General features: G+C 72.3%; 9 protein-coding genes. 8 read left to right on the top strand and 1 reads right to left on the bottom strand.

The genetic code is table 11. The features are described 5' to 3' along the window. From AF1_RS35445 to AF1_RS29355, 6 genes are all read left to right on the top strand, one after another. Window positions 1–1,039, top strand: a 1,039-nt coding sequence (locus AF1_RS35445; protein ID WP_067806600.1) for a hypothetical protein, incomplete at its 5' end; no start/stop codon positions are given. A 301-nt stretch (window positions 1,040–1,340) separates the two neighbouring features. Then, window positions 1,341–5,912, top strand: coding sequence for a glutamate synthase large subunit (gene gltB / locus AF1_RS29375; protein ID WP_067806598.1), 4,572 nt, complete (start codon window positions 1,341–1,343; stop codon window positions 5,910–5,912). 16 nt (window positions 5,913–5,928) lie between these two features. After that, the gene (locus AF1_RS29370; protein WP_067806595.1) at window positions 5,929–7,392 is read left to right on the top strand and encodes a glutamate synthase subunit beta; all 1,464 of its coding nucleotides are present in this window, start codon (window positions 5,929–5,931) and stop codon (window positions 7,390–7,392) included. Window positions 7,393–7,464: 72 nt separating this feature from the next. After that, window positions 7,465–7,941: a helix-turn-helix transcriptional regulator gene (locus AF1_RS29365; RefSeq protein ID WP_067806592.1), complete on the top strand. Its 477-nt coding sequence runs from the start codon at window positions 7,465–7,467 to the stop codon at window positions 7,939–7,941. Window positions 7,942–7,967: 26 nt separating this feature from the next. Further along, a complete protein-coding gene (locus AF1_RS29360; RefSeq protein ID WP_067806589.1) occupies window positions 7,968–8,420 on the top strand; it encodes a VOC family protein in 453 nt (150 codons plus the stop codon). A gap of 508 nt (window positions 8,421–8,928) precedes the next feature. Further along, entirely contained in the window at window positions 8,929–9,789 is an 861-nt protein-coding gene (locus AF1_RS29355) for a hypothetical protein (RefSeq protein ID WP_067806586.1), read from the top strand. Here the strand turns inward: AF1_RS29355 and AF1_RS29350 are convergent. After that, window positions 9,779–10,474, bottom strand: coding sequence for a DUF6597 domain-containing transcriptional factor (locus tag AF1_RS29350; RefSeq protein ID WP_067806583.1), 696 nt, complete (start codon window positions 10,472–10,474; stop codon window positions 9,779–9,781). The two genes, AF1_RS29355 and AF1_RS29350, sit on opposite strands and share 11 nt — an antisense overlap. A gap of 66 nt (window positions 10,475–10,540) precedes the next feature. Here AF1_RS29350 and AF1_RS29345 point away from each other — a divergent pair, with 66 nt between their 5' ends. Continuing rightward, the gene (locus AF1_RS29345) at window positions 10,541–11,095 is read left to right on the top strand and encodes a type 1 glutamine amidotransferase domain-containing protein (protein WP_067806579.1); all 555 of its coding nucleotides are present in this window, start codon (window positions 10,541–10,543) and stop codon (window positions 11,093–11,095) included. Between the two features lie 106 nt (window positions 11,096–11,201). Then, window positions 11,202–12,588 (top strand): pyruvate kinase (gene pyk / locus AF1_RS29340; RefSeq protein WP_067806603.1); only part of this gene is annotated, 1,387 nt, incomplete at its 3' end.

Raw genomic sequence — 12,588 nt, 5'->3', positions numbered from 1 at the left:
CCGCAGGACGCCGTCGGCCCGCGCGGGCGGTTCCCGCCGGGGCGCCCCGGCCCGCCGCCCGTCCCCGCGACCGGAACGCCCCGCCCCGCCGCCCGTCCCCCCGCATGACGACGCGCCCTATGACGACGCCCCGTACGGGGACGCGCAGTACGAGGACGCCTCGTACGGGGACGCCCAGTACGGGGACGCGTACGAAGCCTCTCCGCCCCCCGGTCCGCGCGGTGGGAAGGCGAAGAAGCCCGGCAAAGCGAAGAAGGCTCGCAAAGCGAAGAAGGCGGACAGGCCCGCCGGGCGTTCCACCGGGCCGGGGCCGAAGCTGTACTTCGGCGCGGCGGCCGTCCTCGGCGTGCTCATGCTGATCGGCCTCGGCGTCTGCGTCCTGCCGCGTGGCGGAGACAGGCCCGCCGCCGGTCACCCCGCCGACGCGAAGATCGGTGAACCCGCCGGGAACGGGCCTTCGCCGGCGTCCTACTCCAGTTCGCCGTCGACCTCGGCGTACGCGGGCATCACCACCCGCCGCGCGGACCCGGGGCCGCTGACGGCCGGGGAGGTGTTCCCGCCGGAGGCGGCGACGCTGCCCGTCCCGGGCGGGAAGGCCAAACTGAAGCTGCGCGCCAAGCGCCTGGACGGTGACTGCGCCGCCGCCGTGTGGGGCCGGTCCGTGGGCGCCGAGCTGCGCCGGGGCGGCTGCACACAGGCGGCGCGCGGGCTCTACTCCGATACGGGACGCGGCTACGCGCTGGCCGTCGCGGTGTTCAACCTGAACGGGTCGGCGGATGCGGACCGGTTCGTCGCGAAGCTGGAGGAGATGATCGGCGCCGGATTCGTCCTGCCCCCGCAGGCGCCCGCCCCACTGGACGGCTTCGGACGCGGCTTCGGCATGGCACGCGGCCTCGCCATGGGACATTTCGCCGTCGTCTCGTGGGCCGCGCGCCTGGACGGCAAGGGCGACGAGACGGACGAGACGCTCCTGTCGCTGCTGATCGAGGGCGGCAAGTCCCCGGCGGTGCTCGGCCGGGCCGCCCGCGCGTCCCACTAGCCGCCCGCGATCCGGCCGGGGAATCTCCCGGTAGGTCATCGGCGTCCGGTGGTAAACATCGCGTCTTGGTGACGATGCTCACCGGGGGCCGGTGCGCGGGCCGGTCACGGCGAACCATTAGCCTGGTCTAAACCACTCGGAGATGACGCATCCGGGATCACCACCGAGAAGTTTCGCGATCGGGTGTATTCGGGCATGTTCCCGACAGTGATGTAATGTCATCCCACCGCAGCAGGGCCAACGTCGTCCCACGACTGCACTGACATCGAAGCAGTGACACGAGACGACGACGGGAGGGTTGATGGCCGCTGTTGCCTTCACACCTGCTGCCCGCACGCAGGGCCGCCCCCATGCGCAGGGGCTGTACGACCCGGCCAACGAGCACGACGCCTGCGGCGTCGGCATGGTCGCGGACATGCACGGCCGCAAGAGCCATGACATCGTCCAGAACGCCCTGACCGTACTGAAGAACCTCGACCACCGCGGCGCGGTGGGCGCGGAGCCGGACGACGGTGACGGCGTCGGCATCCTCATCCAGATCCCGGACGCCCTCTTCCGCGAGGTCTGCGACTTCCCGCTCCCCGAACCCGGCGCGTACGCGGCCGGCATCGCCTTCCTGCCCGCGGACGGCGACGAGCGCGCCGCCGCGGTCGCCCGCATCGGGACGCTCTGCGCCGAGGAGGGCCTGTCGGTCCTCGGGTGGCGTGAGCTCCCGCACGACCCCGACTTCACCGGCCCGGCCGCGCGCCGGGTCATGCCGCACTTCGCGCAGCTGTTCCTCGCCCCCGCCGAGGGCGGCCCGCACGCGGGCAAGACCGGCCTGGAGCTGGACCGCGTCGTGTTCTGCATGCGCGAGCGCGCCGAGCAGGACGTCCGGGTGTACTTCCCGAGCCTGTCCAGCCGGACGATCGTCTACAAGGGGATGCTGACCACCCCGCAGCTGGAGCCGTTCTTCCCCGACCTGTCCGACCGCCGCCTCACCAGCGCGATCGCCCTGGTGCACTCGCGGTTCTCGACCAACACGTTCCCCGCCTGGGAGCTGGCCCACCCGTACCGGTTCATCGCCCACAACGGCGAGATCAACACGGTGAAGGGCAACCGGAACTGGATGCGGGCCCGCGAGGCGCTGCTGAAGTCCGACCTGATCCCCGGTGACATCTCCCGGATCTTCCCGGTGATCGACATCGAGGCGTCCGACACCGCCTCGTTCGACGAGTGCCTGGAACTGCTGCACCTCGGCGGGCGGTCGCTGCCGCACGCGGTGCTGATGATGATCCCGGAGGCGTGGGAGAACCACGCCGAGATGGACGCCGGCCGCCGCGCGTTCTACGAGTTCCACTCCACCCTGATGGAGGCGTGGGACGGCCCCGCCAGCGTCAGCTTCACCGACGGCACCGTCGTCGGCGCCGTCCTCGACCGCAACGGGCTGCGTCCCGGCCGGTACTGGGTGACCGATGACGGCCTGGTCGTGCTGGCCAGCGAGGCCGGTGTGCTCGACATCCCGGCGAGCAAGGTCGTCCGGAAGGGCCGGCTGCAGCCCGGCAAGATCTTCCTGGTCGACACCGCCGCCGGGCGGATCGTCGAGGACGACGAGGTCAAGGCCGAGCTGGCGGCCGAGCACCCCTACGGGGAATGGCTGCACGAGGGCCTGGTCCGGTTCGAGGAGCTGCCGCGGCGCGAGCGGGAGGTCCCGACCCACGAGACGCTCGTCAAGCGGCAGCAGATGTTCGGCTACACGCTCGAAGAGCAGCGGATCATCCTGACGCCGATGGCCAGGACCGGCGCCGAGCCGATCGGGTCGATGGGCACCGACACCCCGATCGCGGTGCTCTCGGAGCGCCCGCGGCTGCTGTTCGACTACTTCAAGCAGCTGTTCGCGCAGGTCACGAACCCGCCGCTGGACGCCATCCGCGAGGAGCTGGTGACCTCGCTGCAGTCCACGCTCGGCCCGGAGGGCAACCTCCTCGCGCCCGGCCCGGACTCGTGCCGCCGTCTCGTCCTGCCCACCCCGATCCTGGACAACGACGAGCTGTCCAAGATCATCCACATTGACGACGAGGGGGCGCTGCCGCACCTGCACGCCCACGTCGTGCACGGCCTGTACGAGGCCGTCGGCGGGGGAGAGGCCCTGGAGGCCCGCCTGGAGGAGATCAACTCCGAGGTGAGCCGGGCCATCGCCGCGGGCGCCCGCATCATCGTGCTGTCGGACCGCGGCGCCGACTCCGCCCGCGCCGCGATCCCGTCGCTGCTGCTCACCGGGTCCGTCCACCACCACCTGATCCGGGAGAAGACCCGCACCAGGGTCGGCCTGGTGATCGAGACGGGCGAGGCCCGCGAGTGCCACCACATGGCGCTGCTCATCGGGTACGGCGCGTCCGCGATCAACCCGTACCTGGCGATCGAGACCGTCGAGGACCTGGTCCGCGCCGGCGTCATCGAGGGCGGGGAACCGGGCGGGGCCGTCCGGAACCTGGTGAAGGCGTACGGCAAGGGCGTCCTGAAGATCATGTCGAAGATGGGCGTGTCCACGGTCGCGTCCTACACCGGCGCGCAGATCTTCGAGGCGATCGGCCTCGGCGCGGGCGTGGTGTCCCGCTGCTTCACCGGCACCACGTCCCGGCTCGGCGGCGTCGGCTTCGACGTGCTGGCCCGCGAGGTCGCCGAGCGGCACGCCCGCGCCTACCCGCCGGGCGGCAACGAGCCGGCGCACCGGACGCTGGAGGTCGGCGGCGAGTACCAGTGGCGCCGCGAGGGCGAGCCGCACCTGTTCAACCCGGACACGGTGTTCAAGCTGCAGCACGCCACCCGCACCCGCCGCTACGAGATCTTCAAGGAGTACACCGCGAAGGTCGACTCGCAGGCCGAGAAGCTCATGACGCTCCGCGGCCTGTTCCGGCTCAAGGAGGGCGAGCGGGAACCGGTGCCGATCGAGGAGGTCGAGCCCGTATCGCAGATCGTCAAGCGGTTCTCCACCGGCGCCATGTCGTACGGCTCCATCTCCGCGGAGGCGCACGAGACCCTCGCGATCGCGATGAACCGGCTCGGCGGCAAGTCCAACACCGGCGAGGGCGGCGAGGACCCGGCGCGCTTCACCCCCGACGAGAACGGCGACCTGCGGCGCAGCGCCATCAAGCAGGTCGCCTCCGGCCGGTTCGGCGTGACCTCGGAGTACCTCACCAACTCCGACGACATCCAGATCAAGATGGCGCAGGGCGCCAAGCCCGGCGAGGGCGGCCAGCTGCCCGGCCACAAGGTGTACCCGTGGATCGCCAAGACCCGGCACTCCACCCCGGGCGTCGGCCTCATCTCGCCGCCGCCGCACCACGACATCTACTCGATCGAGGACCTGGCGCAGCTCATCCACGACCTGAAGAACGCCAACCCGGCGGCGCGCGTGCACGTCAAGCTCGTCGCCGAGGTCGGGGTCGGCACGGTCGCGGCCGGGGTGTCGAAGGCGCACGCCGACGTGGTGCTCATCTCCGGGCACGACGGCGGCACCGGTGCCTCGCCGCTGACCTCGCTGAAGCACGCGGGCGCGCCCTGGGAGCTGGGCCTCGCCGAAACTCAGCAGACGCTGCTGCTGAACGGGCTGCGCGACCGCATCGTCGTGCAGACCGACGGGCAGATGAAGACCGGGCGGGACGTCGTCATCGCCGCGCTGCTCGGCGCCGAGGAGTACGGCTTCGCGACCGCGCCGCTGGTGGTGTCGGGCTGCATCATGATGCGGGTCTGCCACCTGGACACCTGCCCGGTCGGCGTCGCCACCCAGAACCCCGTCCTGCGCGAGCGGTTCTCCGGCAAGCCGGAGTTCGTCGTCAACTTCTTCGAGTTCGTCGCCGAGGAGGTCCGCGAGTACCTGGCGGCCCTCGGGTTCCGCTCGCTGGACGAGGCGATCGGGCAGGTCGAGATGCTCGACACCCACGCGGCCGTCGAGCACTGGAAGGCGTCCGGGCTGGACCTGACCCCGATCCTGCACATGCCCGAGGTGCCGGGCGGTGCGTCGCTGCGCCGGACCGCCGAGCAGGACCACGGGCTGGAGAAGGCCCTGGACAACACGCTGATCCAGCTCGCCGAGGGGGCCATCGAGCATGGCGGGCAGGTGAATCTCGAACTGCCCATCCGCAATATCAACCGCACGGTCGGGACCATGCTCGGCCACAAGGTGACCCTGCGACGGGGCGCGGACGGGCTGCCCGACGACACCATCGACATCACCTTCACCGGGTCGGCGGGCAACTCGTTCGGCGCGTTCGTGCCGCGCGGCATCACCCTCCGGCTGATCGGTGACGCCAACGACTATGTCGGCAAGGGCCTGTCCGGCGGGCGGCTGACGCTGCGTCCCCCGGCGGACGCCGGGTTCGCGGCCGAGGAGCAGATCATCGGCGGCAACGTCATCCTGTACGGCGCCACGTCCGGTGAGCTGTTCGCCCGCGGGGTCGTCGGCGAGCGGTTCTGCGTCCGAAACTCCGGCGCGACCGCCGTCGTCGAGGGAGCCGGCGACCACGCCTGCGAGTACATGACCGGCGGCCGGGCCGTCATCCTCGGCCCGACGGGACGCAACCTCGCGGCCGGCATGTCCGGCGGCATCGCCTACGTCCTGGACCTGGTGCCCGAGCGGGTCAACGGCGAGATGGTCGACCTGGAACCGCTCGACGGCGACGACGTGGACGTCGTCCGGTCGCTGACCGAGCGGCACCTGGCCGAGACCGGTTCGCAGGTCGCCCGGCGGCTGCTGGACGACTGGGACGCCGCCGCGGCCCGCTTCACCAAGATCATGCCACGTGACTACCGGCGCGTCCTGGGCGCCATGGCCGAGGCCGAGGCCGAGGGACGCGACGTCGACGAGGCCGTCATGGCCGCGGCGCAGAGCTGAGAGGGGGACTTGCGACATGGCTGACCCGAAGGGTTTCCTGACCGCCCGGCGGGAGCTCCCGAAGCGCCGCCCCGTCGACGTGCGGATCAAGAGCTGGTCCGAGGTCTACGAGGACTTCGGCCGCGACCGGCTGGAGCGGCAGGCGAGCCGCTGCATGGACTGCGGCATCCCGTTCTGCCACCAGGGCTGCCCGCTCGGCAACCTCATCCCGGAATGGAACGACCTCGTCTACCGCAAGGACTGGCACGAGGCCGCCGAGCGGCTGCACGCCACCAACAACTTCCCGGAGTTCACCGGGAGGCTGTGCCCGGCCCCGTGCGAGAGCGCCTGCGTCCTCGGCATCAACCAGGAGCCGGTGACGATCAAGCGGATTGAGGTCGAGATCATCGACCGGGCGTTCGCGGAGGGCTGGGTGCGCCCGCGGCCGCCCGCCGTCAGGACCGGCAGGACGGTCGCGGTCGTCGGCTCCGGGCCCGCCGGCCTCGCCGCCGCGCAGCAGCTCACCCGCGCCGGCCACGACGTCACGGTGTACGAGCGCGCCGACCGGATCGGCGGCCTGCTGCGCTACGGCATCCCCGAGTTCAAGATGGAGAAGCGGCACCTCGACCGGCGGCTCGCCCAGATGCGCGCCGAGGGCACCGTCTTCCGGACCTCGGTGAACGTCGGTGTCGACATCACCGCGGACGACCTGCGCGCCCGCCACGACGCCGTCGTCCTCGCGGGCGGCGCCACCGCGTGGCGGGACCTGCCCGTCCCCGGGCGTGAGCTCAAGGGCGTCCACCAGGCGATGGAGTACCTGCCGCCGGCCAACAGGGTGCAGGAGGGCGACTACGAGGAGTCGCCGATCTCCGCGCAGGGCAAGCACGTCGTCGTCATCGGCGGCGGCGACACCGGTGCCGACTGCGTCGGCACCGCGATCCGGCAGGGCGCCGCGTCCGTCACCCAGCTGGAGATCATGCCGCGGCCGCCGGAGTCCCGCCCGGACGCCCAGCCGTGGCCGACGTACCCGGTGCTGTTCAAGGTGGAGAGCGCCCACGAGGAGCTCGCCGGCATGGGCGGCGAACGCGTCTACGCCGTCTCCACCAGCGAGTTCACCGGCGACGAGGACGGCAACGTCCGCGCGCTGAAGCTGGTGGAGGTCGGCGGCCCGCAGACGGGGTTCGCGCCGGTCGAGGGCACCGAGCGGGAGATCCCCGCCGAACTGGTCACGCTGGCCATGGGCTTCGTCGGCCCGCAGCGCGAAGGGCTGCTGGAGCAGCTCGGCGTCGAGCTGGACCGGCGCGGCAACGTGGTCCGCGACCGCGACTACCGGACGTCCGTGGACGGCGTGTTCGTCGCGGGCGACATGGGCCGCGGCCAGTCCCTGATCGTCTGGGCGATCGCCGAGGGCCGCGCCGCCGCCCACGGCGTCGACGCCCACCTGACCGGCCGGACCCACCTGCCCTACCCCATCCCGCCCACGGCCCGTCCGATCGCCTGATCGGCGGGTGCGACGGCACGGGCCCCGGGGGCGGACCGCCTCCGGGGCCTTCGCCATGCGAGCATCAGGGGCATGGGAATCGCGCCGTCCACCCCGGGCACCGGGACGCTGCGCCGGATGAGGGCCGCCCGCGACACCATGGACCGCGACTGGGCCGAGCCGCTCGACGTGGCCGCCGTCGCGGCCCGCGCCGGGTACTCGCGCTACCACTTCGTCCGGCTGTTCAACGAGGTCTACGGGGAGACTCCGGGCGCCTACCTGGCCCGCCGCCGCATCGAACGCGCCCAGGACCTGCTGCGCACGGCCAACCTGACCGTCACCGAGATCTGCATGCTGGTCGGCTTCACCAGCCTCGGCACGTTCTGCACCCGTTTCAAGCGGCAGACGGGGATGACGCCGACCGAGTTCCGGCGGCACGCCCGCACCCCCGGCGCGTCCTCGATCCCCGGCTGCTTCGTGCTGCTGTGGGCGGGCGGTTTCCGCGCGGACCGGGGCTGCGCAATTATCGAGAAGCCCGCCCGGCCGGCCGCCTCCTACGGTGATGCGTGATCGCCCTTCACGAAGGAGACAACGGCATGATCACAAAACTGGGGCTGGCCACCGTCTGGGTGCTCGACCAGGACTCGGCCCTGGAGTTCTTCACCGGCAAGCTCGGCCTGGAGGTCCGTGACGACATGACGCTCGGCGAGGGCGGCATGCGCTGGGTCACCGTCGGCGCCAAGGACCAGCCCGACCTGAGCCTCGCCCTCATGGTGCCCGGCCCGCCGACCATGGACCCCGACTCGGCCGCCGCCATGAAGGCGCTCATCGCCAAGGGCGTGCTCGGTGCCGGCGCGTTCAACACCGACGACTGCCAGGCCGAGTACGAGCGGCTGTCGGCCGCGGGGGTCGAGTTCGTCCACAAGCCGGAGCGGCGCCCCTACGGCATCGAGGCCGTCTTCCGCGACGACTCCGGGTGCTGGTACAGCCTCACCCAGCCGTTCGGCGAGCTCGACGAATCGGTCTCCTGGAACGGCGGCGCCGGCTGAGGAGGGGCCGGGGAAACCCGGAGGTCTCACCGGGCCGGGACGGCGCCGCGGTCGACGTCGAGGCCGCCGTCCCGGCGGATCTCGTCTCCCGCCACGTCCCCGCGCTCCGCGACTGGCTGGCGAGCCGGGACGCCGACCCGGAGCACCGGCCTGAGCCGCCCCCACCCAGGCAGGTCTGATCGGCGTCCTGTACGGGGCCGAGCAGGGCGGCGGCCCGTCGGGGACGGGTACGGCTCCGCGGCCCGCGCGGAACCGCCACGACCCGGGCGGCCCCGGCCCCCTTGTGGTCTTGAAACCGGTCGGCTACCGTCCCGCCAGGGTTCACGCGCGGCGGCCGGACGGCCCCGTCCCGTCACGCCGCCGTGGGCCACGCGCTCCCGCACCCCGCAACGCGGGACATCAGGGGCCCGGCCACCCACCGCTGGGGTGGCCGGGCCCACCGCGTCCCCGGCCCAGGACGTCCGTTTCCTGCAAGACGGGCCGGACGCGGCCGCCTACCGTCGAGGGTATGAGAGTCCTGCACGCCACCGACCTGGCCCGTGCCGAGCGGTTCATGCTGCTCAACGCCCGCCTCATCGACCGGCACCGGTTCGCGCTCCACTTCCGCGGCGGGCCCGCCGCGCCCGTCCTTGCGGCACTCAGGGCCTACGAGAACCCCGACGGCGGCTACGGGCACGCCCTCGAACCCGACCTGCGCGGCGAAGGCAGCCAGCCCGTCCCCACCCAGCACGCGCTCCAGTTCCTGCACGAGGCCGGTGCGGACGGCGACCCCGCCGTGGCGCGCGCCGGCGGCTACCTGGCGTCCATCACCGGGGCGGGCGGGGGAGTGCCGTTCGTGCTGCCCACCGTCCGCGACGCCCCGCACGGCCCCTGGTGGCAGGCGCCCGGCGAGCCGTTCAGCCATATCAACCCGACCGGAACCCTCGCCGGGATGCTCCACCGGGCCGGCTCCGACCACCCCTGGCTCGGGCCCGCCACCGGCTTCTGCCGGCGCTACCTGGACGACCTCACCACGGAGCCCGGCGCGTACGACGTCCTGGCCGTCCTGGCCTTCCTCGACCATGTGCCCGACCGCGATCGCGCCGAGGCCGCCTTCACCCGTGTCCGCGAGACCCTCGCCGCCGCCGCGCACAGCGACCACCAAGGGCCCCTCGACTTCGCTCCCGCCCCGGACGGATACGGACGCCGCCTGTTCACCGGCGACGTCATCGACGCCGAACTCGACGCCCTCATCGGCGCCCAGGGTGAGGACGGCGGCTGGGACATCGCCTTCCCCAGCTGGACGCCCGTCACCCGGCCCGAGTGGCGCGGTTTCACCACCGTCGAGCGCCTCCTGACGCTGCGCGCGTACGGCCGGCTCAAGCCGTAGCTCCCAGCAGGTTCCGGAGGGGCTCACCCGCCAGGTCGCGCACCTCGTGGGCGAAATGGGCCTGGTCGGCGTAGCCCGCCGCATACGCGGCGTCCGCCCGTGTCCGGCCCGCCCGGACCAGTCCCAGCGCCCGCTGGAACCGCAGCACCCGCTGCAGCGTCTTCGGCCCGTACCCGAACGCCGCCAGCGACCGCCGCCGCAGCTGCCGCTCGCCGATGCCCAGTTCGTCCGCCACGTCCCGCACCGAGGCCCGCTCCAGCGCCGCGACCACCGCCGGCACCAGCGGATCGGGCGGGGGCATCCGGTCCAGCACCGCCGCGACCAGCGCCGCGCGCCGGTCGCCCGCGTCCGCCACGGTGCCGGCCAGCCGGTCCGCCTCCGCGCCCCACAGCTCGCGCAGGGGGAGGCGCCCGTCCCGGATCGCGTCCGCCGGGACGCCCAGCACCGGCGGCGCCGTCCCCGGCCGGAACCGCACCGCCACCATCGCCTCACCCGGCCGGACGGTCGCGGGGACGGGGCCCGTGTCCGGCCCCGCCACCAGGATCCCGGCGTCCGACCAGATCAGGTCGACGCAGCCGTCCGGCACGACGCGCTGCACGAACGGCTCGGCGTCCGGCGGCAGCGCCGCCGTCCACGCGCACGCCAGCCCCGGCGCCCGGTACTCGCGATAGCCGGTCGGACTCACCCCTCCTGCATACCACCCGCCCCTCGGGGCAGGAGCCCATGAAACCCACCAAATGCAGGAGAAATCATGTCGAACGATCTCCAGGGCAAGACCATCGCGTTCCTGTGCGCCCCCGAGGGCACCGAGCAGGTCGAACTCACCGAACCCTGGACGGCCGTCGAGCAGGCGGGCGGCACCCCGCGCCTGGTCTCCACCCAGTCCGGCCGCCTCCAGGCGTTCAACCACCTCGACAAGGGGGACACGTTCCCCATCGACACGACCGTGGACGTGTCCGGCCCCACCGAGTTCGACGCCCTGCTCCTGCCCGGCGGTGTCGCCAATCCCGACTTCCTGCGCACCGTTCCCAAGGCGGTCGCGTTCGCCAGGTCCTTCTTCGACGCGGGCAAGCCCGTCGCCGTCATCTGCCACGGCTCGTGGACGCTCATCGAGGCCGACGTCGTGAGGGGCCGCACCATGACGTCCTGGCCCAGTGTCCAGACCGATCTGCGCAATGCGGGCGCCACATGGGTGGACGAAGAGGTACAGGTGTGCGAGGACGGGCCGAACGTCCTCGTCAGCAGCCGCAAGCCCGACGACCTCAAGGCGTTCTGCCAGGCCGCCGTCGAGGTGTTCAAGCGCTGAAGGGCCCTATGGTCTAGACCTCTGCCCTAGACCAATCGATGAACCGGAGGCGACCATATCCTGCACGAATATTCGTACCGCCAAGTAACTAAGTACGGTTGTGCGCGTGACCCGTCGAGCGAAGATTGTCAGCACCATCGGTCCCGCCTGCTCCAGTGCCGAGCAGATCCACGCCCTTGTCGAAGCCGGCATCGACGTGGCGCGCCTGAACATGAGCCACGGCGACCACGCCGTCCATGAGGAGGTCTACCACCGGATCAGGGCGGCCGCCGACGCCACCGGGCGCGGCGTCGGCATCCTCGCCGACCTGCAGGGCCCGAAGATCCGGATCGGGCGCTTCCCCGACGGGCCGGTACGCCTCACCCTCGGCGATGAGTTCACCATCACCACCGAAGACGTCCCCGGCACGCGCCGCGAGGTGTCCACCACCTACCAGGGGCTGCCGGGGGACGTCGGCCCCGGCGACACCGTCCTCATCGACGACGGCCGCGTCGCCCTCAAGGTCGTCGACGTCGACGGCTGCCGCGTCCGCACCACGGTCACCGTCGGCGGCATGGTCTCCGACAACAAGGGCCTCAACCTGCCCGGCGTCCCGGTCAGCGTCCCCGCCCTCACCGAGAAGGACGAGCGCGACCTGCGCTGGGCCCTGCGCCTCGGCGTCGACCTCGTGGCGCTGTCCTTCGTCCGCACCCCGGCGGACGCCGACATCTGCTACCAGATCATGGAGGAGGAGGGCGTCCGGGTCCCCCTCATCGGCAAGATCGAGAAGCCGCAGGCGGTGGAGCGGCTGCCCGAGATCGTCGCCGCCTTCGACGGCATCATGGTCGCGCGCGGCGATCTCGGTGTCGAACTGCCGCTCGAACAGGTCCCGATCGTGCAGAAGCACGCGATCGAACTCTGCCGGGAGAAGGCCCGCCCGGTCATCGTCGCGACCCAGATGCTCGAATCCATGATCTCCGCGCCCCGGCCGACCCGCGCCGAGACCTCCGACGTCGCCAACGCCGTCTTCGAGGGCGCCGACGCCGTCATGCTCTCGGGCGAGACCAGTGTCGGCCAGTATCCGATCGAGTCCGTGCTGACGATGAGCCGGATCGTGCAGACCGCCGAGCGGGCCGCCCTCCAGGCCACCCACACGCTGGAGCGCATGCCCGAGACCGTCGGCGGCGCCATCGCCCGCGCCGCGGCCGAGGTCGGCGCGATCGTCGGCGCCGAGGCCCTCGCCGCCTTCACCATGTCCGGCGAGACCGCGCGGCGGCTGTCGCGCTACCGCTCGCCGATCCCGCTGCTGGCGTTCACGTCGGTCCCGGCCGTGCGGGGACGCCTCGCCCACGTGTGGGGCGTCGAGACCTTCATCGTCCCGCAGGTCGACCACACCGACGCCATGTTCGGCCAGGTCGAGCAGGCTCTCCTCGAACTCGGCCGCTGCCAGAAGGGCGACAAGGTCGTGGTCGTGGCCGGCTCGCCTCCCGGTACCCCCGGCTCCACGAACGCCC

Source organism: Actinomadura formosensis NBRC 14204, from assembly GCF_001552155.1.
Lineage (GTDB): Bacteria > Actinomycetota > Actinomycetes > Streptosporangiales > Streptosporangiaceae > Spirillospora > Spirillospora formosensis.
The sequence above is the reverse complement of the archived record's forward strand: the minus strand, read 5'-3'. Positions and strand labels throughout refer to the sequence as shown.

Bases quoted from the DNA above. Each gene is read 5' to 3' on its own strand.
- AF1_RS29365 (WP_067806592.1), top strand. From the start codon at position 7,465: ATGGGAATCGCGCCGTCCACCCCGGGCACCGGGACGCTGCGCCGGATG.
- AF1_RS29370 (WP_067806595.1), top strand. From the start codon at position 5,929: ATGGCTGACCCGAAGGGTTTCCTGACCGCCCGGCGGGAGCTCCCGAAG.
- AF1_RS29355 (WP_067806586.1), top strand. From the start codon at position 8,929: ATGAGAGTCCTGCACGCCACCGACCTGGCCCGTGCCGAGCGGTTCATG.
- gltB (WP_067806598.1), top strand. From the start codon at position 1,341: ATGGCCGCTGTTGCCTTCACACCTGCTGCCCGCACGCAGGGCCGCCCC.
- AF1_RS29345 (WP_067806579.1), top strand. From the start codon at position 10,541: ATGTCGAACGATCTCCAGGGCAAGACCATCGCGTTCCTGTGCGCCCCC.
- AF1_RS29360 (WP_067806589.1), top strand. From the start codon at position 7,968: ATGATCACAAAACTGGGGCTGGCCACCGTCTGGGTGCTCGACCAGGAC.